A 19462-nucleotide genomic window follows, 5' to 3' on the forward strand; every position below is an offset into this window, starting at 1 on the left:
GCTGACAGTGACTAATTCACACTTGTTTTTTTGAATTTTGCCGTTAAATAGAGCTTTTCAATATCCGGATCAACGGATATGTAACTCTCGAAAGAATAAAAGCCGTTTGACTCAAAGTAACCATTTAGTAAGTCGTCATATTGTTCAGCCAAACTATCGTCATACTCATACCAAATTTGTATTTGCACAGACGTTTGAATTTCTCGACTAAAATTACTTGCATATCCCGCCCTTTTGTTGAGAATATGACTTATTTTCACAATGGCGTTCTTTGCGTCTTTTAAACCCGTGCCGTCCGAGAGGACAACCGGAACCGTATGCATAAAAACGTAATCTTCATTAATCATTAACGGATTGTCCTGGGCAGTGAGAAGGTCATAAGCTTCAGTCAGTAAGCTCATAAACCGGCAACCTCCGTGTTAATGACGCGCTGCATGGTTGCCGTTACCGTCTCCCTTGTTTCTGCCACGGTTTTCTCCGCGAAATGCTGCGGCGGCTGATGAATTGTGCCGTCATTTACAAAATGGGATCTCCAAGCCGTATCCTTTCCATAGCCAACCGTTACCTCGCCCAATTTGTCAGGCTTTGAAATTACGATATCGTCACGCATATGTTTAAACTCATGGGATTCCCCTGTTTTAGCCTCAATTTGCCGCTGTGCTTTCCATTTCCGGTCAGATTCATTCTCGTAAGGGGTATTTACCTTTAAAGCTTCTTTAACGATCATAGCGCCCGCTAATGTCGCTTTTACGCCTCCACTTTTTGTCCGGTAAGCCACTTTACGGAGTTGAGCATCTAAACCGGTCATATCTACTTCCACACTCATGTTATCGCCTCACAAATGATGGTTTTCCATTCGTAATTAACGGTATCCGGTTCAATGTCTACGATTTTGTATTCTGTTCCTTTATGGGAGATCGTCATATCATTTGTAATTTTAAAAGGCAGATTTTGACGGACAACAAATGTTATTTTGTTGGCGATACCTTCCCCCAGGTTATTAATTCGGTCTTTTAAGCGTTGCCGCCACACCGCGGCCCAAACCGTAGCAACCTCAACAGGCCCCATTTTCGGCACTCCGTTAATTTTGATTGATTTTTGAACATTAAACGTAATTCGCTCGTTTAAGTCACCTGTTTTCGCGATTGGCACCGTTTTTTACCTTCCTTCTTGTTCTTGCAATTGTCGTAAATACTTGCCTTTCAACGTTAGGATAGAGGGCGTAATCCCGAATGGGATATCACGCACCTTTACGCCGTTTGAAGTAGCAGACCGGTTTTTATAATAGTGATCCACCAATCTCATAACTGCTACGTCAAAAATAGGGTTATCATCGTAAAAACCAGCAACCTTATCCCCTACAGCAGAAATAAGGGTGTCAGCCGCAGCCTTAATATATTTCTCCAATAATTTGTCATCAGCGTCAGTATCGATCCTTACCGCCGCTTTCACCTCGGACAGAGATACTGCCATTTATCTCACTCCCTTACCCTGCTGTTGTTGCGGATGCTGCTGGCGTTTCATCGGCAATACCTTTAAAGCTCGCAAAAACAACCGCTTCCTCATCCCACAATTTCACGTCAAACCGGTCAATAGCGCGGATTTTGGTTTGATCTTTTTCAAAAGCGCCGGCGCCGATATTTGTCATCATGATAGAAAGCTGTTCCCGGTCAAATAAAACCACAGCCTCTTTTAAATCACCAGCAAATAGAGGATAAACAGGCGCTTTGTCTGTTCCACCGTTTGGTAAATATTTGTCTGAAATAACCTTGACTGGCTTATTCAATAACATTAATTCTGTTGGGTTCTGCGGGTTCGGCTGCAGCAAATAACGGCCGAATGCATCTTTAACCTTGTCCAAAACATTAAAGCCGCTTTGATTTGTAATAAAAGATGAAGTCAGTTTGATAGCTGGATCGAGTTTCACATTCATAACGTCTTTGATATCATCCACATTTGCAACGGTCTTTTTCTGTGCATCAGGCAGGCCGTTTAATACTTGGATAATTTTTGCGTTCCGCGTTGCTGTTGATTTTTTCGCCAACCAATCAGTAATCCACGCGATAATTTGTTCTGCCGACTCTTTTAATAGTGTGTTAGTAATGGTTGAAATGCCCGCATACCGCTGAATTAAGTATCTCAGAATGCTTGCAGATGGATCGTCATTCTCGTTTATTTCATCGCTTTCATTGTCGATATTTTTAAACGGTGTTACATCGCTTAATTTTTCAATATTTCGGCTTCCTGAAAGGGACGTTACCGGCACCACATTAACGTATTGTTCCAGGGCATCAAACTGACGTTTTAGTTTGTTGACCGCAGTTTGGATATCTTGCGGGATCGTCAAGCCAATCCCTTCCCCGTTTTCATCCAGTTTGGTAGTCACGGCCGCGCTCGGTCTGCCGCTTAATAGGTCTTTAAAATCCTTTATAAATTGGTCTTTTACATCCGCTGCCGTAGAAGGGATAGACGGGGCCTGTTTCGCTTGTTTAATAGCCGCTTTTTCGGCTTCTTCCATCTGTTCTTTTGCAATGTCTCGTTTTGCCTGAGCTGCTTGTAGCTTTGCCTTTAAGCCCTCGACTTCCTCCGCGGTTACTTCATCGTCAACAAGTGCAAGCTGTAAATTGTGTTGTGCATCAGAAACCCGCTGCCCCGCATTAATCCAAGTATTTTTTAGTTCTTCATATGTCATCGGTTAAACTCTCCTTTAAGAATCTGTAATTTCTTATTCAGTAATTTTGGTTGTTTCGCGTCTATAGATTCAGGTTCTTTGAGTGCGTGCGGCACATTTCGATAACGAGAAAATAATGCAGAGGAAACGCAAGCTGCCGCTTGGTTTGCTGCTGTAATTTCATCCGCAAGACCGTAAGAAACGGCTTCACTAGCAGATAACCACGTTTCGTTATCCATCAAAGAATCCAGTGTTTCTTTTGTCAATTTGTCGCCCGCTTTTTCAAGATAGGACGCTTTCATAGACTCGGAAATTTTGTCAAGGACATCAGCCTGCTTTCTCATTTCATTGGCGTTTCCCATCGCTATTGTCCACGGATTATGAACCATCAGCATCGCGTTTGAGGGCATAAAAATAGCGTCACCCGCCATTGCGATGACACTTGCGATTGAAGCAGCTAACCCATCAATATATACGTTAACGAATGCTTTATGCTGTTTGAGCATGGAGCAGATGGCCACGCCTTCAAATACAGAGCCACCGGGCGAATTAATGTGTACATTTAAAACACTCATATCTCCCAAGCTGTCTAAATCCTGCTTGAATGAGGCGGCCGATGTATCTATTTCATCCCATTCATAACCGCTTGTGACCACTTCACCAAAAATAAAAACATCCGCGCTGCTGTCACCGGATGCCTTCATACTCCAATACTTATTTTTCGCTTGGTTTTTTTTCATTTTTGCTTTCACCCCCTTTACGTTCAGAAACCGGCGTTTCGATTGGGTATAGGTCGCCGCTAATCCATAATTTATTAGCGTTCGGATCAGGATCGGGCGGCTGCCCTTCTTCTAATCTAACCTCATTGGGGCGCATCCACGAATTTCTGACCGCCGCTTGATAGTAATTTTGTCGGGTCTGTGTATCACCGCGCAGCAGTGAGTTGACAACAAAAGTAAAATGATAGCCTCTTTGCTTTTGATCCGGTGTCAAAATCTTTTTGTTCAGCTCTTCTTCATATTGTTTGAGAGTAGGCAGCAGATTGTTTGTTACAAATTCTAAATTAAGCTGCTCTAATGATGAAAAGCTAGATGTATTATCACCTAAGAAATGCTCAGGCACGTTGTACACCATAGCAACACGGGATCTTGTCACTTTATCAATATCAATCAATTTCGGGTCTACAACTTGACGCTCAACCCGTGTAATTGTAATCCCGCTTTCCTCGACCAGCAAACCGCCATTATCTCGATAAAATCCCGCTATTGCTTTGATATGTGCTTCCTTTTGCTCTTCATCTAAGCTTCCATCAAACCTTACAATAAGCCCCTCATTTGTGCCGTTTAATTGATTCATAGATATTTTTCTTACTTCGTGATCATAGTCAATCGTGTTCTTTAACAAGTCAATAGGGTTCATCCCCATAACTTGACCAAAACGCGCATGTTTAAAATGGAGCATTTCACTGTAATGGACATACATTGTTTGTTGATTGGGTGCATTATCAATGGATGAAACGGCATAATATAACTCACCAGACGTTATATCAAGCACCGGCTCACAACACCCAGGCTTTACGAGAGCCATATCAATAATTTGCCCGTTCACATTGCGGAATAACTGAACAAAAGCATTCCCCTTTAAATTCCGGATAGTTTCAATGTCTCTAAAAAAATCGAATCGGGTAAAGTATCGCGGCCCATCCCTCAGCAAATTAAAGCCGGCACAATCAGATGGCTGCTGAAAATTGTCATCAAATAATTTTAACGGCAGACTGGCAAACGTATTTCCCAATCGGCTCACTGCACTGAATATCGCTTCGTTCATATCTGAAGCGCTGCTAAAATAGTCACCTTGGAAACTCATGTGATGCGTAACCGGTTTTTGAAACGTGACCCGGTTAAAAAAACGTTTAAATATCTCCTTTAATCCCAAAGCCTCACCCCCCTACATGTTTTTTAAATCGGCAACGGAATAATACTTCACTTTCCCGGACTTTTTCGGCTTGATCATCATAGGAATTACAAACGTATGGGCTGTTAATGCTGCAGCCACCCCGTCTATTTTGCGATTCTTGGACTGTTTCGTGGGCATCCAGTTATTATTACGATCTTTGACCATTCTTACATTGTTCAGATACCAACGGAAAAGCTTGTTATTGTTAAAAATGACTTTTCCATCTAACATCAGTTCCTTAAAGTTCTGCATAGGGCCGCCAAGCGTTTTAAATCCTTGGATTACTTTTTCTGTTTCAAAACCGTGCTCTTCAAGCGCAGCGTTTAAAAATAGCGCCTTGGCCTTGTCATAACCAATTTTCTTTATCTTGTACAGTTTGGATTTCTCAATAAACCAATTCAACACAACCTCGTAATTGACATAATCAGCCTCCGGAATAATGGTCAAATATCCTTTTTTCCTCCATTCATCTAACCGCTGTTGATTATTGTCCCGGTTATATCGGGCCTCCGGTATCCAGGAATGTGTCAGATAAAATATCTCTCCGTTATCCAATGGAAACTCTAAGCAAGCGCTGGTAAAATCCTCAGTTTCGGATAAGTCATAACCGCCGACACATTCCCGGCCTTTCAGCAAGTCAATGTCAATTTCTTTGTTGTTTTTATTGATCGTGGCAACATCAACAAATGACAGTTCATCCACATCACTGAAAATATTAAATTGCTTTGTTAACCAGTCGGCCAGCTCCTGGGGGTTTTTTCTATCCTTTTTGTAGTCGGTCACAAGGTTTACAAAGTCCATAAGGCCAATGTTTGGATTGGCTTTTATCCACATCCGCGGATCGTCCGCCTCTTCCGGCTTGTCCAGCTTCGCCAGATAATAAAAAGTCCGTTCGTCTAAATCATCTTCAAGGTTTTCAAGGCATTCTTTTCCCGCCTCAAAGAAATTCATTAACGGCCCATCTAAAACGTAGCCGGCAGTCGTGATATAAATAATTAATGGCTGCTTCCTCATACCCCTTGACTTTTTCATGACATTGATTAGTGCATAATCCACATATTCGTGAATTTCATCAAATACAGCAAAATGAAGATTTTCCCCATCTTTATTATTCTTTTCCGCTGACATGGCTTGCATTGTGCATTTCATAGTTTCGTAACGAATCTCACTTCTTAAAGCCTTAAAGCGTTTGTTTAAATATGGGGAATTCTCAATCATGGCCTTTGATTCATTGAACAGAATAGATGATTGTTTTTGCGAATTGGCCAAAACATAAACATTGGCCCCGCGCTCTCCGTCAAAACCCAACATATAATTAGAAGTACCTGAGATAATCGTTGTTTTCCCGTTCTTTCGGCCAACAAAATCCACGGCCTCACGGTATTTCCGAATTCCTGTATCTTTATGAACCCATCCAAAAATGGAGCCGATGACAAAATGTTGCCATGGCTGCAGAACAAGTTGATCGTAGTCACCTTTCGATGGCCTGCACTTCTTTTCGATAAACCTGACAGGGCGATGCCCTTTCTCTTCATCAAAAATCCAAGGAAAATCATCTGTACCCTGCCGCTCTAAATCTCTCATATGTCGTTTAGCAGCTAAGATATTTTCCTTTGATGCCGGGATTGACCCATCTATAACCTGCTCCGCATACCATGTTGTTAGTAATTCGGGATAAGGCTCTACAAGGATGCCGCCCCATGATTGTTGTTCTGCTTGATAATCAGCCCACCACTTGGTAAGCTCCGAATAACTCATGTCAAGCAAGGGTTTAGAAGTCATCTTCTTCCTCTTCTTCCCCGCTCTCCAAGTTAATTGCTAATTTTGCACGCGCTGCCGGCGACAAGCCTAAATCCGAACCATACGCCCGTAGTTGCGCTGCCATATCTTTTTTACGCATAATAAAAGGGTTGGGCTTTCCATCAACCCACAACCCATATTTTTTAATTTGCCTTTCAAATGAAATGTATTGAGAATACGCGTCACAATAAAAGGCTAAATGTGTGATATCGGCCTCATTGATCAATTCCACTTCTAAAAGAAGCTCAGTCAGCCGTTTAAATTCCTTTTTTGCAGTAGCAGACAACCAGGAAGGCGGCTCGATATTTTCGGCCCTCATTTTCATTTTCTCTTCATTTTCAATACGTTTTTCTAACTCGGCTTTCGTATAGCGGCTTTTATTGCCGTCTAATAATGTGAGTTTGGCACTTTTTGCAGGCATAGCCACCGTTTTCACCCTCTTTCGAAAAAAATTCATTTTCACCCTTTACAAATTGCGGCCCCCGATATACGATAAACCCAAGAGCATCAAGGCTTCGGCCGGGATGCTCTCTTCTGTTTTTCCGGGGCGAAAAATCTTCAAAATCGAATTTATTGTATAGGAAGGGGCATACCGTTGTTTGAAAAGCGCATTGCCCCATCTTTAAAGGGTAGGGGGGGTATGTTTCAGCGCTTTTTTAACTGATTTCGTTGTTCCCGTAGAATTTGAAAACATTTTCGTTGCGTTTTTTCTTCTTCTCCCCGCCGCTTCTTTCCGGATGCTCCCTGTTGTGGCACTCTAAACAGATCGTTTCAAGATTATCAAGATCAAACGCCCGGCTCGGATCATCCCTTAATGCAGTGATATGGTGAACCGTATTTGCCTCCGTTATCAATCCACGACGACGGCACTCACAACATAAATAGCCGTCCCTTATCAGAACGACTTTTCTTACTCGCTTCCAGCGTGCTGTATTATAGATTTTGTCTAACTCATCACGTTGCCTTGCCATGCTTATTCCTTTTCTGACTTACCTGAACAGACTACACACGATAAACAGAAGAACGTGAGCGAAATAAACCATGACGTCTCAAATGGGTGCGCATAAATTGTTTCCATGCTCTATCTCCTTTACTCAACATAATAAAAGCTTCAGTGGAAAGCGGCTTGGGCTTTGGCATCCTTTCAGCCGCACACCTCAGATTCTTTCCTAATTCCTCAAAGGCTTGACTAATTGTTTTCATGTAATCCCTCCAATCATATTCTTTCTAAACCGCCCCCGCACTCAGATCGTTAACCGCCAATAGTATTTCTGAGATTTACCGGACGCAGTTTACAGAGAATATAAAAACCCTTCAGTTAGAAGGGTTCGTTTTTTCGTCCTTATTTAAATTTAGATAATACCATCCCATGTTTTTCCCTCTTAAATTTTGTATCTTCCAGTAAAACAAATGATATTTCTTTACACTATGACTATCGTTAACGATTGTCTCGTTTTCTTCCTCTTTAAATGATCTTACGCTTTTAAATTTCATCCATTGTCCTGTTTGTAATTGATACCAAACATCTATTCTTTTAATTCCATATTTGCGATGCGTAACATTCCCATAATTTATATCCAGTGGGATATAAACCTCATCATCAGGAAGCATAAATGGCAAAGATATTTCTATTATACTCTCATCATCGTTACCTAATTTTATTTTAATATATCCGCCTGTAATAATACTTTTCCCAACAGTCCTTACCTGTAAATAGTTAAATCTAGATACATCAGTGAAAGTACCATCTTGATCAAGTCTTTTTCCTATTATGAATCTTTCTAAACTCTCGTAGCTTTTTGGCAATAATAACTTGGCTCCCTTCTTTACGAAAGGAGCATTTTTAAGATGATATTTTCCTGTTATCTCATCCATCACCATAAAAGTTCTGTATTCAAACTTTACTTTACGATCATCATTGATTCTACCTAAAATAAATGTAATGAATGGTACTATGATAGCTGCCGCAGCAGTTAATGCTGTTGGTAGTACACCGAAAGTTTTTATAAGTTCATCCACATCGCTTCACCCCCACCTTATTATCGGTAAAAGGGAGAAATAAGGGAACCATTCGCAAAATTTGTCGAACGATTTCCGGACGCAGTTTACAGAGAATATAAAAAAGCACCCCCGAAGGAGCGCAATTCAAACTAATAATTATTTTTTTAATGTTGCCGTTCCTCTACCGAAATCGTATTTTTCATTACATTGCTTACAGTAACAATCAATCTCGGTACTTCTAAAACCGGGAATATTTTCTTTTTCGTAAACTACTCGCCCACTTCCACAAGGGCATATATATTCTTCTCTTATCACATCGCCGCCTCCGGCTCCATATCCTTGATGCTCATATTCTGAATTGTTAACCTGAATAAGTTTCACACAAATCACCCCCTTACCTTTAGTATCGGCAAAGGAGCATGAAAATGTAATCAACTAATTTAACAAACGATTTACCGGAAGCAGTTTACAGAGAACATAAAAAGCACCTTCCAAAAGGAAAGCGCAGAATACTATTTATGCCTTAATCCTGTTTATCAAAAGGTTCTCTCTCAAGTGACTCCCATGAAGTTTTTAACTCCCCATCTTTCACATCATTCTCCTTGATGATAACTGATTCTTTAGTATCTTTTCCAGCGTGTTGTTTTGCTATTTCAAACAACCAATCATGGAGAGACTTTTCATCCATTGCTTTTATTTTATCATCGAGATAGTATGTCAAAAATGAAACTTTCAATTTCAATACTATTTCTTCATCTTTTAAAAGATAAATTCCTCTATAAGCACCTAGCTGAGGCATTTTTTCATATCTTAGACTTGCACTCATTTTCTCACCCCCTTCTTCCTTATTATCGGAAAAAGAAAGTGACAATGGAACCTTTTGCGAAATTTGTCGAACAAAAGTTCTTTTCATATATTAGTCTCAACCGTAAGACAAAAAATGCTTTTTTTCAAAAATAAGTATCGACACGTATAGATAATACGTGTTATAATATAAGTGAAGGGAGGGAAACATGAAGTCTTCAAGAGATATCATAAAGTTACTTACAAAAGATGGGTGGTATTTAAAGCGGGTTGTTGGTAGTCATCATCACTTTAAACACCCAACCAAACCGGGAACGGTAACAGTCCCACACCCAAAAAAGGACTTCAAACCCGGCACACTAAACTCTATACTTAAACAGGCGGGGCTTAAATAGCCCCCTTGTAAGGAGGTTTTATATATATGGCAAAGTATTTATTTCCGGCGATTTTTGATGCAGGAGAAGACGGAAGCGACGGCTACACAATTACTTTCCCCGATTTACCCGGCTGCATTTCAGAAGGTGAAAACGTGGATGATGCTATGAGTATGGCAAAAAATGCGCTCGAAGGCTTTCTATATGGCATGGAAGAAGACGGCGAAGACATCCCTTCCCCATCCGCTCCAAAAGATATCAAAGTGCCGGCAACCGGTTTTGTTGTTATGGTAAGCGCCTGGACAGATATTGTCCGTGATGAAATGGAAAACAAAGCGGTTAAAAAGACACTTACTGTACCTAAATGGCTGGCGGAAGCAGCAGAAAAAGAAGGTGTAAACTTTTCGCAGCTTCTTCAATTTGCATTACGTGAGCGGCTTGGCATTAACAAAAGATCATCATAAAAAAAGACAGCCTGTTAAGCTAAACAAAAAAGGCTGTCATTTGCTCTATTTTTCATTTTTAAGCGGGATCGTTCAATATTCTTTTGGACGGTTCCTTTTTTTATATTGAGTAAAGCGGCTATTTCTTCAAAAGACATATTTTGCACAGCGTGCATGATAAAAATATCTTTCTCGCGGTCTGTCAGTACAGATAAAGCATCCGCTATTCTCTCCTTATCCCAATCACTTACTTCTCCGTTCGGCTCCTGAATGATTGCATACTCTTCCGGCAGCGCATCAATTAAACGCGGATCAGCCAGAATGGGTCTTTTATACGCGTCCCTGCGATCAGCACCACGACGGGCGCCGGGGTGTCTTCCGTTCTGTAGCCATTCGATTGTATATTCAAGGTCGCTTATCATGCCGCCAATAATCTTTTTATCGCTTTTTTGTTCAGCCGTTAAGAGACTGTCAGCGACCACCGATAACTGCCGGTACATCTTTTTGACATCTTTTAATGCGCTTTTATATTCGATGATTAAATCTTGCATATGTTTCCTCCTGTTATTTCCCCTTAAATAGCCGCTCCCGGATCGTTTCAGCTTTGCGCAACCTTTATCCCAACATCTTGGGAAAAAGCGTTCAGATTGCATCCTGTGCGTTTTTATCAGCATTTCTTTGCCTACTCTCCTGAAAAACAAAAAACGGACACCAACCAAAATACAGATTTTCATCCGTACAATGATCAGTGTCCGCAGGCTTTCCGTCTTGGACTTATTTAGTTGAATAATTCGCCTTCATCCCACTTAACGCGGGTTACTTTCCCTTTACTCGTGAAAATTTTTGTTTCTCCATGCTCAGGAAGCGGCGTCATTTTTGCTTCTCCATTGGAAACAATGACAGCAAAATTTTCATGCTGTTTCGTGTCTATAACAAGTTTATCCTTCTCTATTATAGAATCTAATTTAATTAGTCTCAAATGGTTGCCCCCTTTTTGGATTATTTATCTTACAAGGACGTGGAGCGGCTCAATTTCTTTTGTGACAATTCCCGCTCTTTGCTTTTGTTCCTGTAAAGCTGCTATCACAAAACCCGAATATATAAATCTCATGGGATCCTGAAACGTTCGTTTCTATCGTTTTTTATACTTAATTTTGAAATACCGGTTTCTCTTTTTGGTTTTGCCGTTCGTATTCAAGCAAATAAGCGTTCATCCTGTCTCTAAATTTCTCTTGCAAATAAAAATTCAGCACCTCTTCCGAATCCTGCAGCCGCACCGTTTTTTTCTCGTACACCAAAAATTCGATCAGCAGGATAAGTGAGTAATAATTGTGTCGAAGCGCTGCCTCATACCAATCTCTAATCGTCAAAACGCCGCTCCAGGTTGACAAAAAGCCCGTATTCTTTGATGAACGCCAGTGAAACAGTTCCGACCGGGCCGTTTCGCTGCTTGCCTATAATGATCTCAATAATATTCTTGCTTTCGCTTTCTTTGTCGTAATAATCATCCCGATAAAGAAACCCAATGACATCCGCGTCCTGTTCAATTTGTCCCGATTCTCTTATGTCTGACATCATCGGTCGTTTATCCTGCCGCTGTTCAACACCCCGTGAAAGCTGACTGAGAGCAATAACGCAAATATCCAACTCGCGGGCCATGTGTTTTAACATGCGGCTGATCTCGCTTATTTCTTGCGTTCTGTTGCCCCTGTGTTTTGCTGATCCTGAAATAAGCTGCAGATAATCAATAATGATCAAGATATCTTTTCCAGCAAATTCACGTTTCATTTTTCTGACCTTTGACCATATTTCATTAACCGTAACGCCTGGGCGGTCAAAAATCCTAAGATCGGCGGAGCCAAGAACCCCGTTTGCTTGTGAAAGTTTGTTCCAGTCATTTGCCGTTAAATTGCCGGTTCGCATTGCATGGGCGTTAATATTTCCAAGGCTTGACGCCATTCGTTTTAAAAGTTGCTTTCGTGACATTTCAAGGGAGAAAATCCCCACTGCCCCGCCTTTATATTGATTAAGCGGGCTTGACATAAAGTTTTGAGCCACGTTGAGACAAAAAGCGGTTTTCCCTACAGACGGACGCGCGGCAATAATCACTAATTCTTGTTTTTGAAAACCTGACGTCATTCGATCTAACTCTGTGAAGCCGCTCCGCATGCCCGTAATTTCCCCTTTAGGCTCCGCTAGTTCCTCGTAAATCTCTAACAGGTCATTTTGTATTGCCCCGTCTTCTTCGTCGCCTGTGGCGTCTTCTAAGCGCATTAAATCGGATATAGTAGATTGAATGACAGCGGAGGGATCGTCATTTGATGAATTCTGCTTAATTTCTTCCGCTATTTTTCCCATTTCTCGCCTTTGCCAGTGCTCAAAAATGATTTTTTCATAGAACCCGATATTTGCAGTAGTCGGAACAGAGGAAGCTAAGGCCGCCAAATACTGATGACCCCCAACGCTCCCCAGGTTGTCCCGGCCGATATATTCCGTAATTGAAACCAAGTCTATTGGAATCCCTTTTGTGTCCAGCTCTAACATCGCAGATAATAAGTTTTTATGCTTGACCTGGGATAAGTGGAGCGGCTTTGTGCGGCAGTCTTTTAATAAATCAGGATTAAGAAGAAGCGCCCCCAAAAAGGTTTGCTCCGCGTCTGTGTTGTATAGAAAAGCAGTTGCGTTCATGTCATTCACCGATTCCTAAGATTTTTCTAATTTCCGCTTTTGACTTTTCAATTGACGCCCGTTCCTCTTCCGTTTGCTCAACGGGAGAGGAAAGACTGGCAAGATAGTTTTTTGTCTCTTCTATGGACGGGATCGCATTAATCCGATCAACGATAAGATTTTTTTCGTTTAGCAAGTCAGCAACTTTTGGCGGAAACTTGCTCCGTTTACAAAAACGAATGAGATTACCACGCACTTGTTCAAAATCAGCATCGTGTAACAGTTCATGCCACGAATCAACTTTATCCTGCGTTATCTCGAAATGCTCAAAGTATTGTTTTATGAGCGCCATGATTTCAAAGGTTTGTTTTTTAATCATCTAAATCAAACTCCTCTACGTTTAACCGCGGAGCCTTATTTGCCTTTTTTTGCTCTTTATCACTTTTAATTTTGGTGACAAGTCTATCAAACTGTTTTCTAAGACTGGCCGGGCTAAGTATATTGGTTTTCCAAAAGCTATCTTGCTGTGACCAATTGATTAAATATTTGATCTGCTGATCTGTGCGCTTGTCCCGTTCGCGGATCAATCTAAATTCATTGGCCCATTTTTCAAGATTCGGCTTTTTAGCATCCGGGTTATTGTTTTGGATTTCTTTAAAAAGATATTCCGCGTTCTCCATGTCGCAAATTTCATATTTGAGACGAGAAGGTTTTATATTCTTTTCATTCTTTACATTCTTTTCATTCTTGTTTGTGTCCGCTGATAGTCCGTTCATAGTCCGCGAATAGTCCGTTTGTGGTCTGTTTGTTTCTTCGGATTCGTGATAAACGCTGTAATTACATATGGTTATGGTGGTTTTTTTGCGGTCCGTTTTTCTGATTATCATTCCGTCCGTTTCGAGCATTTCTAAGAAAGTTCTTAACTTCCCTTTTCCCCATGACCAGCGCTCCATTAATTTCAGTTCTGATGTTATGAAACTCCCTTTTTCAACGAGCAACAACTCATTTCCCAAAAGGACCTTATTGTCTTTGTGGTTGGCAAGCATCAGGAGATCAAGCCAAGCCTCATACCGTGAAAATTTTCTTTTCTCCTGATAAATCCAGTGATCTTGTATTTTTCTATGAAGCTTTATCCAACCGACCATTTAAATCACCTTTACTTGTAAAAATTCATATCGTTGCTGTAAGCCGCTTCCCCCATTAAGTACCGGAAACCGCCCACAAAACCCGCGCTGAATGCATCTTCTGTATCAAATGAAGCTTTGCAAGAATACGCTTCATCAAACGCTTTGAATAGCTCCAGTTGCTCTCCTGACAGCTTATTTACTAAGGCTTCGAAAAGCTTGTTTACCTGTTCATTAGCAGCCTTTGCTTTTTCCGAAACTTCAATTTTCACCTCGTTCGAATCATGCAGCTCCGTACGTGCGACAAGCTTTAGAATTGCAACCATTCCGGCGTCATAGAAATGTGAACCCAGCTCGACCGCGCCATGCTGAATCCCGCATTTATTTCCAACCTCGATCATTTTAGAAGGCGTACCCATTAATTTCATAAATTCTTCCCCTTTTCATGGTATATATTTGAAATATTGAATTGATTTTTTAAAAGAAGCGTGGTATTTTCTATTCAAGCCAGTCAAGAAAAAGTGTGGCAGCACTCTTTCTCGACCAAATGGCATACCTTCTTCTACAGTAGTTTTAGGTTGGGCCGCTCCCGTTCAATTGATACAACTCGGCCGTATTCATCTTTTACGGCTTTATACACCGGGATCGGCTCTTTTATAACCTCTTGAAACATTCTTAACGTATCAATCTCCCCGCTTTTAACACGTTCCATAACACCAGCAAAGAAAATATCAAAGTAAACATCATCTTCGGGGGCCTCTATATTTTTAGTGACAACCTCAACTAAAAGTCTGTCAGAATCAATTTCGGCCGGCAGATCATCAATTATCTTTCTCATTTCAGCCGCTCTTTCTTTACTGTGATCCACAGATAGAAGAGACAAAAAATCGTTCTTTTTCATTTTCCAGTAGCCTACAGACATAGATAGATATTGTTCTAGTTTCTCTTGACACGAGATTCTGTAATTTAATGCTGTTTTAATTTCTTGCTTAATTTCGTTGATCTCAGTTCGCCATTTATGCCCTATGGCTTGAGAGGTTCCTAAGCCCTCAACCTCGTTCAATATGGCCCACAGACGCTTTTGATACTTCAAAGTGAGTTTATTCCAATCGTTTATTTTGCGCTGCAGCCGCTTAATCCAAACCATAGTGTTATAGGGGCTATATTTTGAAGCGGCCATAATTTTATCTACGTTAAAAAATTCACTCAGTGATTGAAGAACCTCCACAGGGATATCCCCCTCTGATGCACCAGCAAACAGATGCGTTAAATTTGATTCTGCTATACGGTCAAGACCATCTTCAAGTGCTTTATTTGCATTCAGGATAAAGGCTTGAAACTCTGTAGAAACATGGTTCACTTCCACTTTTAACGCTTTGACTTGACTATAAAACTCAAATGTATTCATTTTCCATTCCTCCTAAAATAGCGGTCTCCATGATTTAATCCATGATATTGCGTCCTCAAAATCAAGCTTCCGTAAATCCCTGTACGATGGAACGGCGAATGCATCTCTAAAATTACGGTGAATGCCTGCAAACAATCGGCGTGTGCCTGTCTTGCTGTTATCGTAATTGTCGCGGATTTCATAAACACGCTTATTAATCTGTTTCTGAATAACCTTTTGTTGAAAGGAATCAATTTGCCAGTTGTTCTCAAGCTTGCTTAATCGTTGATCCTGCTCATTCTGTCTTTGTTCAAAGCGGATCATCTGTTGAAGATGCGGGCTTAATTGTGAATAATCACTTTGTAATTGCTGCTCCATCTGATTAAATTGGTTCACGTAAGCAGCAGTAAACAGGGTACCTTTTTCTCCTGTCATTTTGTTGGCAACCATTTCACAGCCTTTTTTAGTGAGTAAAAAGCAAGGGCGGATTTCTCCTTTTCTGTCTTCGTATGTTGACGGAATGAAGAAATCTGACGCCCCCAAAGTTGGGGCAGTTGAAATAACATCAATGTATTTCTTAATGTCCCGTAAAAGGTGGTCATGTCTTTTATCAATAATTTCTGCCACATCCCGACTATCAACAAAATGCAGTCCGTTTAATTCGATTAAATTTAATTGCATGTTGCTTCCTCCATTTTCTTTAATTCCCGTTGTCTAATTTTAATGATTTCCTTCTCAGAAGCTCGGCACCACTGGATACAGTAATCAGTTCCGTTTTGAGTAAATTCCATGAGGACTTTACCGGAAATTGATTTTGTCCTTTCGATGATCTCCACTTTTTCCCCTCGGTTGTCTGCAGCATCCTTGGGAAAAATGAAGAGCGGGCCATTTTCAGTTAAAAGTGATATGAATTCTCTCGACTTTTCATCCTCCGGCCATATATTTGTGATTTGCGGGGAAACTGAATTAGACATGTTCACTTGTCAGCCTCCTTTGCACAACCGAAACATCTATCCCTTTTAAAGAAAAACGGGACGCGATTTCATGTAATTGTGTGACTGATGCCGGTTGATGCATTCGATTGATTTCCTTGAACATTTCTGCTGCCGATAGACAAAGATCAATGCATTCCTCAAAATTACAATCCTCGATTTCAGCCGGAAGTAATTCGCTTAATAAAAATTGAGCAGTTGAAAGCTTTCGTAAAACAGATTCGCTGTCTGATTTTAAGAAGTGATCTAATTTCATGCCTTTTCTCCTTTCAGGTACTCTTTCCAATGGCGACCGCGCTGCTCTTCTTCGTGGGTTACTACTTTTCGTTTACACTGAGCTGTCAGGCTCATTTCAAAACCAAAAAGGAAAAGAGAAACCCCTAAAATTTTTCGTTTTTTCAAATTAGTAAGCCTCCAATTTTATAAGTGCGTCTGTCCACGCTTTTGTTTTTTACCATTCGTCCATAATGTCTTTCATTACCTGTTTGGATTCTTCATAGAACCAAAACCGCTTGCCTTTCTCCTTTCGGCGCTCAATCAATTTCATTCTCGGATCACGCAAAAATTCATTTTCTAAAAAGCTTTTGCTCATGCAGGTTCTTTTTGACATGGTTTCAATATCCCATACAAAAAGTGATTCCCTTATGGCCTGATCCAATTGTTGATTGATATAGTCACGGATTTCGGTTTCATTGACAGCAACGTCAAATTTAACAGTCGGCAAGCCATGACGCCCCTCTTTCATTTACAATTTTCACTATTTTTTCACGTACCTTTTTTCCCTGCCGCTTGCCTAACAATATGTCTGACAAGTAAGCATTTGAAATATTAAGCATTTCAGCCAATTCCTTTTGCTGCATCTCGTTCATGATGAGCCAAGTTTTTACTTTTTTTCCGAAGTCCGTGTTACCAACCATAAAACCAACCCCTACTCTATATTTTCAGCTAATTATTTAGCTTTTTATTGACATTTTTTAACCTATAGGTTAAAATCAAAACATAGCTGAATAAGCCTACAGTAATAGCCTTGAACGTTGGGGAACGTGGTCTTTGGCTTTTGTTTGTAGTGCCCAAAAAGCTAAATAAGTAGCTTATGAACACAGTTTACTACCCTTTAGGTTAGAAGTCAACATTTTTATTTAACCTTTTGGTTAGATGTGTCTAGCTTAATACAGGTGAGTGATCATGAATTTATTCGACAGAGTAAAAAAGCTTGCTGAAAGCCGCGGTTTATCAATTGCTGAGTTAGAAAGAAATTTAGGTTTGAGCACTAACGTTTTATACAAATTAAAGAACCAAAAAACATCAACAGAACGAGTCGAAGCAATAGCCGATTATTTTAATGTATCCGTTGATTATTTACTTGGCAGAACTGATTCCCCTGTTGAAACAATAGCAGCTCACCATGACGGTGAAGACTGGACGGAAGAAGAGCTAGAAGAAATAGAACGATTTAAGGAATTCGTACGCTTAAAGAGAGAGAAAAAATAAGAGGTGTATTTGTTTTGGTTTATGATCATCTATTGTTAGAGGCTTCCCGTAACAGAATTGAAGTTATTGAAAGGATTATGCCACCTAGATTAAAGGGCCTTTATAATAGCGGCATTGTCTGGATTAATCGGCAACAGTCAAGAATTGAAAAAGGTTGTACCCTTGCCGAAGAATTAGGACATCATTTCACCTCTTATGGAGATATATTGGATCAGAGCAAGATGGAAAACCGAAAACAAGAAAAACGGGCCAGAAATTGGGCATATAAAAAATTAGTCCCTTTGACTAAAATTATTGACGCCCAAAAAGCGGGAATAAAAAGCCGTTATGAATTGGCCGAGTTTTTAAATGTAACTGAGGTTTTTTTAGAAGAGGCCTTAAAAAGATATGAAGAAGAGTACGGACTTTTTAAAAAGGTGAACGGATTGACTATCTGTTTTCGACCTCTTGGCGTTATAGAAATGTTAGAGGAATTTTAAGGAGGTGATGTCAAAATACTCATAGCCCCTTTTATGCGTCTGTCCACGAAGGAAAGGGCTGTTACAAATGAAAATGTATAAAACAGATAAAGACGATGATTTATATTATTACTTCAACGCAAAGAAAGAAAAGCGTTGGTTATATCGGTATCGCTATTATGATGCTTTTGGAAAACGGCGTGAGAAGTCTAAACAGGGATTCAAAAAAGAGAACGAAGCATATAGAGCCTTACTGGAAGTCAAAACGGCTGTTTTAAACGGAGACATAAAAGAAGTTGAAAATGAAAATTTAACTATCAGTGAATGGCTTGATATATGGTATGAAACAAATAAAAATCAATGGGAAATCTCCACATGCGAGAACAGAAAGTTAATTATTGAAACTATCATAAAACCTTTACTTGGGAAAATTAAGTTGACTAAATTAGATAAAGTCACTTACAAAAGATTATTTATAAATGAGCTGCTTAAAGAATACAGTCCCGGTAGCGTCGCGCAATACCACGCAACCTTTAAAATTTCTATTAATGCGGCTGTAGATTCTGAAATACTGCGACGAAACAGATTTAATAAAATAATTATACCGCAGCCCAAAAAGGAATCAGAAAATTTTTACACCGCCTCAGAATTGAGGGAATTTCTTGAAGCCTTTAAGCGATATGAAAATATCACCAATTATACAATGGTTGAGTTGTTAGCATTCACCGGAATGAGAAGAGGCGAGGCCATGGGTTTAAAATGGTCTGATGTTGACTTTGAAGGCTTAACCATTTCGATCAACAGAACAAGAGATGCTAACGGCATACGCTCCCCAAAAACAAAAAATAGCTACCGCACTATAAAAGTAATTGGGGAACTGATTACACAGCTTAAAGTATACCGTAAATGGTGCAAAGAATTAATGATTTCTTTTGGGAAACACTTATCAGAAGATGATTTTATTTTCATAAACAAATCAACAACAAAACCAATTTCCCATACAGTAATAAGGTATGCAATTGATCGTGTTACTAAAAAAGAGAATTTAAAAAGAATAACAGTGCATGGCCTCCGACATACTCATGCAACCATTCTGATTAGTAAGAGAATCCCCGTGAAAGTTATATCTGATCGTCTTGGCAATACCCCTGAAATGGTTTTAAACACATACGGGCATTCATTCAAAGAACTTGAAGAGGAATCCGTTGAGGCCTTCGCGGACGCTTTAGCCCTTTGAAGTGGGGGAGGTTTTGGGGGAGGGTTTTAAAATATCCGAGCTAAACCCTTTATTTTT

The 19462-nt window shown here is 40.2% G+C and carries 33 protein-coding genes; 5 read left to right on the forward strand and 28 right to left on the reverse strand.

Going from position 1 to position 19462, the window contains the following annotated elements:
* Positions 1–11: 11 nt before the first annotated feature.
* The 14 genes from AUL54_RS06375 to AUL54_RS06440 form a co-directional block, all read right to left on the reverse strand.
* Positions 12–401 (reverse strand): hypothetical protein, encoded by a 390-nt coding sequence (locus tag AUL54_RS06375; RefSeq protein ID WP_060963263.1) that lies wholly within the window; start codon positions 399–401, stop codon positions 12–14.
* The gene (locus AUL54_RS06380) at positions 398–826 is read right to left on the reverse strand and encodes an HK97-gp10 family putative phage morphogenesis protein (protein ID WP_060963264.1); all 429 of its coding nucleotides are present in this window, start codon (positions 824–826) and stop codon (positions 398–400) included. The genes AUL54_RS06375 and AUL54_RS06380 overlap by 4 nt, the downstream gene beginning before the upstream one ends.
* Positions 823–1152: a phage head closure protein gene (locus tag AUL54_RS06385; RefSeq protein WP_060963265.1), complete on the reverse strand. Its 330-nt coding sequence runs from the start codon at positions 1150–1152 to the stop codon at positions 823–825. The genes AUL54_RS06380 and AUL54_RS06385 overlap by 4 nt, the downstream gene beginning before the upstream one ends.
* 6 nt (positions 1153–1158) lie before the next feature.
* Positions 1159–1473, reverse strand: coding sequence for a head-tail connector protein (locus tag AUL54_RS06390; RefSeq protein ID WP_060963266.1), 315 nt, complete (start codon positions 1471–1473; stop codon positions 1159–1161).
* Positions 1474–1486: 13 nt separating this feature from the next.
* Entirely contained in the window at positions 1487–2692 is a 1206-nt protein-coding gene (locus tag AUL54_RS06395; protein WP_060963267.1) for a phage major capsid protein, read from the reverse strand.
* A complete protein-coding gene (locus tag AUL54_RS06400) occupies positions 2689–3411 on the reverse strand; it encodes a head maturation protease, ClpP-related (RefSeq protein ID WP_060963268.1) in 723 nt (240 codons plus the stop codon). Before AUL54_RS06400 ends, AUL54_RS06395 begins: the two co-directional genes overlap by 4 nt.
* Positions 3386–4606 carry a phage portal protein gene (locus AUL54_RS06405; RefSeq protein ID WP_060963269.1) on the reverse strand — a complete coding sequence of 407 codons (1221 nt, stop codon included), beginning with the start codon at positions 4604–4606 and terminating at the stop codon, positions 3386–3388. The genes AUL54_RS06400 and AUL54_RS06405 overlap by 26 nt, the downstream gene beginning before the upstream one ends.
* A 12-nt stretch (positions 4607–4618) precedes the next feature.
* Complete coding sequence (locus AUL54_RS06410; protein ID WP_060963270.1) at positions 4619–6409, reverse strand: terminase large subunit; 1791 nt, start codon at positions 6407–6409, stop codon at positions 4619–4621.
* The gene (locus tag AUL54_RS06415) at positions 6399–6848 is read right to left on the reverse strand and encodes a phage terminase small subunit P27 family (RefSeq protein WP_032867819.1); all 450 of its coding nucleotides are present in this window, start codon (positions 6846–6848) and stop codon (positions 6399–6401) included. The genes AUL54_RS06410 and AUL54_RS06415 overlap by 11 nt, the downstream gene beginning before the upstream one ends.
* Before the next feature lie 235 nt (positions 6849–7083).
* Entirely contained in the window at positions 7084–7398 is a 315-nt protein-coding gene (locus AUL54_RS06420; protein ID WP_060963271.1) for an HNH endonuclease, read from the reverse strand.
* A gap of 31 nt (positions 7399–7429) precedes the next feature.
* Complete coding sequence (locus AUL54_RS06425) at positions 7430–7630, reverse strand: hypothetical protein (RefSeq protein ID WP_060963272.1); 201 nt, start codon at positions 7628–7630, stop codon at positions 7430–7432.
* 111 nt (positions 7631–7741) lie between these two features.
* Positions 7742–8446, reverse strand: a complete 705-nt coding sequence (locus AUL54_RS06430; protein WP_060963273.1) for a hypothetical protein — start codon at positions 8444–8446, stop codon at positions 7742–7744.
* Between the two features lie 138 nt (positions 8447–8584).
* Positions 8585–8809, reverse strand: coding sequence for a hypothetical protein (locus AUL54_RS06435; protein WP_060963274.1), 225 nt, complete (start codon positions 8807–8809; stop codon positions 8585–8587).
* 142 nt (positions 8810–8951) lie between these two features.
* A complete protein-coding gene (locus AUL54_RS06440; protein WP_060963275.1) occupies positions 8952–9254 on the reverse strand; it encodes a hypothetical protein in 303 nt (100 codons plus the stop codon).
* Between the two features lie 187 nt (positions 9255–9441).
* Here AUL54_RS06440 and AUL54_RS06445 point away from each other — a divergent pair, with 187 nt between their 5' ends.
* On the forward strand, positions 9442–9627 hold the full coding sequence (locus tag AUL54_RS06445) for a type II toxin-antitoxin system HicA family toxin (protein WP_060963276.1): 186 nt from the start codon (positions 9442–9444) through the stop codon (positions 9625–9627).
* Positions 9628–9653: 26 nt separating this feature from the next.
* Positions 9654–10070 carry a type II toxin-antitoxin system HicB family antitoxin gene (locus tag AUL54_RS06450; RefSeq protein ID WP_060963277.1) on the forward strand — a complete coding sequence of 139 codons (417 nt, stop codon included), beginning with the start codon at positions 9654–9656 and terminating at the stop codon, positions 10068–10070.
* 14 nt (positions 10071–10084) lie between these two features.
* Here AUL54_RS06450 and AUL54_RS06455 read toward each other — a convergent pair whose 3' ends face one another.
* The 14 genes from AUL54_RS06455 to AUL54_RS06515 all read right to left on the reverse strand — a co-directional run bounded on the left by AUL54_RS06455 (position 10085) and on the right by AUL54_RS06515 (position 17136).
* Positions 10085–10600, reverse strand: coding sequence for a sigma-70 family RNA polymerase sigma factor (locus AUL54_RS06455; RefSeq protein WP_060963278.1), 516 nt, complete (start codon positions 10598–10600; stop codon positions 10085–10087).
* A gap of 227 nt (positions 10601–10827) precedes the next feature.
* Positions 10828–11028, reverse strand: a complete 201-nt coding sequence (locus AUL54_RS06460; protein WP_060963279.1) for an XtrA/YqaO family protein — start codon at positions 11026–11028, stop codon at positions 10828–10830.
* Between the two features lie 169 nt (positions 11029–11197).
* Positions 11198–11419 carry a hypothetical protein gene (locus AUL54_RS21400; RefSeq protein WP_060963280.1) on the reverse strand — a complete coding sequence of 74 codons (222 nt, stop codon included), beginning with the start codon at positions 11417–11419 and terminating at the stop codon, positions 11198–11200.
* The gene (gene dnaB, locus AUL54_RS06470; protein WP_045510161.1) at positions 11409–12737 is read right to left on the reverse strand and encodes a replicative DNA helicase; all 1329 of its coding nucleotides are present in this window, start codon (positions 12735–12737) and stop codon (positions 11409–11411) included. The genes AUL54_RS21400 and dnaB overlap by 11 nt, the downstream gene beginning before the upstream one ends.
* A gap of 1 nt (position 12738) precedes the next feature.
* Complete coding sequence (locus tag AUL54_RS06475; RefSeq protein ID WP_060963281.1) at positions 12739–13095, reverse strand: replicative helicase loader/inhibitor; 357 nt, start codon at positions 13093–13095, stop codon at positions 12739–12741.
* The gene (locus tag AUL54_RS06480) at positions 13088–13861 is read right to left on the reverse strand and encodes a hypothetical protein (protein WP_060963282.1); all 774 of its coding nucleotides are present in this window, start codon (positions 13859–13861) and stop codon (positions 13088–13090) included. Before AUL54_RS06480 ends, AUL54_RS06475 begins: the two co-directional genes overlap by 8 nt.
* Positions 13862–13872: 11 nt before the next feature.
* Positions 13873–14268 (reverse strand): DUF6809 family protein, encoded by a 396-nt coding sequence (locus tag AUL54_RS06485; RefSeq protein ID WP_235588405.1) that lies wholly within the window; start codon positions 14266–14268, stop codon positions 13873–13875.
* A gap of 134 nt (positions 14269–14402) precedes the next feature.
* On the reverse strand, positions 14403–15248 hold the full coding sequence (locus AUL54_RS06490; RefSeq protein WP_060963283.1) for a hypothetical protein: 846 nt from the start codon (positions 15246–15248) through the stop codon (positions 14403–14405).
* 12 nt (positions 15249–15260) lie between these two features.
* Positions 15261–15908, reverse strand: coding sequence for a Rha family transcriptional regulator (locus AUL54_RS06495; protein WP_060963284.1), 648 nt, complete (start codon positions 15906–15908; stop codon positions 15261–15263).
* Complete coding sequence (locus AUL54_RS06500) at positions 15899–16207, reverse strand: hypothetical protein (RefSeq protein ID WP_060963285.1); 309 nt, start codon at positions 16205–16207, stop codon at positions 15899–15901. Before AUL54_RS06500 ends, AUL54_RS06495 begins: the two co-directional genes overlap by 10 nt.
* Complete coding sequence (locus tag AUL54_RS06505; protein ID WP_060963286.1) at positions 16194–16475, reverse strand: YqaH family protein; 282 nt, start codon at positions 16473–16475, stop codon at positions 16194–16196. The genes AUL54_RS06500 and AUL54_RS06505 overlap by 14 nt, the downstream gene beginning before the upstream one ends.
* Entirely contained in the window at positions 16472–16621 is a 150-nt protein-coding gene (locus tag AUL54_RS21340) for a hypothetical protein (protein ID WP_158509233.1), read from the reverse strand. Before AUL54_RS21340 ends, AUL54_RS06505 begins: the two co-directional genes overlap by 4 nt.
* A gap of 49 nt (positions 16622–16670) precedes the next feature.
* A complete protein-coding gene (locus AUL54_RS06510; protein WP_014471597.1) occupies positions 16671–16943 on the reverse strand; it encodes a hypothetical protein in 273 nt (90 codons plus the stop codon).
* Positions 16930–17136: a helix-turn-helix domain-containing protein gene (locus AUL54_RS06515; RefSeq protein ID WP_025852425.1), complete on the reverse strand. Its 207-nt coding sequence runs from the start codon at positions 17134–17136 to the stop codon at positions 16930–16932. The genes AUL54_RS06510 and AUL54_RS06515 overlap by 14 nt, the downstream gene beginning before the upstream one ends.
* A gap of 268 nt (positions 17137–17404) precedes the next feature.
* Here AUL54_RS06515 and AUL54_RS06520 point away from each other — a divergent pair, with 268 nt between their 5' ends.
* The 3 genes from AUL54_RS06520 (at position 17405) to AUL54_RS06530 (ending at position 19405) form a co-directional block, all read left to right on the forward strand.
* The gene (locus tag AUL54_RS06520; protein ID WP_025852427.1) at positions 17405–17710 is read left to right on the forward strand and encodes a helix-turn-helix domain-containing protein; all 306 of its coding nucleotides are present in this window, start codon (positions 17405–17407) and stop codon (positions 17708–17710) included.
* Between the two features lie 14 nt (positions 17711–17724).
* The gene (locus AUL54_RS06525; RefSeq protein WP_060963287.1) at positions 17725–18189 is read left to right on the forward strand and encodes an ImmA/IrrE family metallo-endopeptidase; all 465 of its coding nucleotides are present in this window, start codon (positions 17725–17727) and stop codon (positions 18187–18189) included.
* Positions 18190–18256: 67 nt separating this feature from the next.
* The gene (locus AUL54_RS06530; RefSeq protein ID WP_060963288.1) at positions 18257–19405 is read left to right on the forward strand and encodes a site-specific integrase; all 1149 of its coding nucleotides are present in this window, start codon (positions 18257–18259) and stop codon (positions 19403–19405) included.
* Positions 19406–19462 lie beyond the last annotated feature (57 nt).

Source organism: Bacillus sp. SDLI1 (genome assembly GCF_001553895.1).
Lineage (GTDB): Bacteria > Bacillota > Bacilli > Bacillales > Bacillaceae > Bacillus > Bacillus siamensis.

What these genes read in the sequence shown, in the direction of transcription:
- AUL54_RS06375 (WP_060963263.1), bottom strand. Translation starts at nt 401, where the DNA reads ATGAGCTTACTGACTGAAGCTTATGACCTTCTCACTGCCCAGGACAAT.
- AUL54_RS06380 (WP_060963264.1), bottom strand. Translation starts at nt 826, where the DNA reads ATGAGTGTGGAAGTAGATATGACCGGTTTAGATGCTCAACTCCGTAAA.
- AUL54_RS06390 (WP_060963266.1), bottom strand. Translation starts at nt 1,473, where the DNA reads ATGGCAGTATCTCTGTCCGAGGTGAAAGCGGCGGTAAGGATCGATACT.
- AUL54_RS06395 (WP_060963267.1), bottom strand. Translation starts at nt 2,692, where the DNA reads ATGACATATGAAGAACTAAAAAATACTTGGATTAATGCGGGGCAGCGG.
- AUL54_RS06400 (WP_060963268.1), bottom strand. Translation starts at nt 3,411, where the DNA reads ATGAAAAAAAACCAAGCGAAAAATAAGTATTGGAGTATGAAGGCATCC.
- AUL54_RS06410 (WP_060963270.1), bottom strand. Translation starts at nt 6,409, where the DNA reads ATGACTTCTAAACCCTTGCTTGACATGAGTTATTCGGAGCTTACCAAG.
- AUL54_RS06415 (WP_032867819.1), bottom strand. Translation starts at nt 6,848, where the DNA reads ATGCCTGCAAAAAGTGCCAAACTCACATTATTAGACGGCAATAAAAGC.
- AUL54_RS06420 (WP_060963271.1), bottom strand. Translation starts at nt 7,398, where the DNA reads ATGGCAAGGCAACGTGATGAGTTAGACAAAATCTATAATACAGCACGC.
- AUL54_RS06425 (WP_060963272.1), bottom strand. Translation starts at nt 7,630, where the DNA reads ATGAAAACAATTAGTCAAGCCTTTGAGGAATTAGGAAAGAATCTGAGG.
- AUL54_RS06440 (WP_060963275.1), bottom strand. Translation starts at nt 9,254, where the DNA reads ATGAGTGCAAGTCTAAGATATGAAAAAATGCCTCAGCTAGGTGCTTAT.
- AUL54_RS06445 (WP_060963276.1), top strand. Translation starts at nt 9,442, where the DNA reads ATGAAGTCTTCAAGAGATATCATAAAGTTACTTACAAAAGATGGGTGG.
- AUL54_RS06450 (WP_060963277.1), top strand. Translation starts at nt 9,654, where the DNA reads ATGGCAAAGTATTTATTTCCGGCGATTTTTGATGCAGGAGAAGACGGA.
- AUL54_RS06455 (WP_060963278.1), bottom strand. Translation starts at nt 10,600, where the DNA reads ATGCAAGATTTAATCATCGAATATAAAAGCGCATTAAAAGATGTCAAA.
- dnaB (WP_045510161.1), bottom strand. Translation starts at nt 12,737, where the DNA reads ATGAACGCAACTGCTTTTCTATACAACACAGACGCGGAGCAAACCTTT.
- AUL54_RS06475 (WP_060963281.1), bottom strand. Translation starts at nt 13,095, where the DNA reads ATGATTAAAAAACAAACCTTTGAAATCATGGCGCTCATAAAACAATAC.
- AUL54_RS06480 (WP_060963282.1), bottom strand. Translation starts at nt 13,861, where the DNA reads ATGGTCGGTTGGATAAAGCTTCATAGAAAAATACAAGATCACTGGATT.
- AUL54_RS06485 (WP_235588405.1), bottom strand. Translation starts at nt 14,268, where the DNA reads ATGAAATTAATGGGTACGCCTTCTAAAATGATCGAGGTTGGAAATAAA.
- AUL54_RS06490 (WP_060963283.1), bottom strand. Translation starts at nt 15,248, where the DNA reads ATGAATACATTTGAGTTTTATAGTCAAGTCAAAGCGTTAAAAGTGGAA.
- AUL54_RS06495 (WP_060963284.1), bottom strand. Translation starts at nt 15,908, where the DNA reads ATGCAATTAAATTTAATCGAATTAAACGGACTGCATTTTGTTGATAGT.
- AUL54_RS06505 (WP_060963286.1), bottom strand. Translation starts at nt 16,475, where the DNA reads ATGAAATTAGATCACTTCTTAAAATCAGACAGCGAATCTGTTTTACGA.
- AUL54_RS06515 (WP_025852425.1), bottom strand. Translation starts at nt 17,136, where the DNA reads ATGGTTGGTAACACGGACTTCGGAAAAAAAGTAAAAACTTGGCTCATC.
- AUL54_RS06520 (WP_025852427.1), top strand. Translation starts at nt 17,405, where the DNA reads ATGAATTTATTCGACAGAGTAAAAAAGCTTGCTGAAAGCCGCGGTTTA.
- AUL54_RS06530 (WP_060963288.1), top strand. Translation starts at nt 18,257, where the DNA reads ATGAAAATGTATAAAACAGATAAAGACGATGATTTATATTATTACTTC.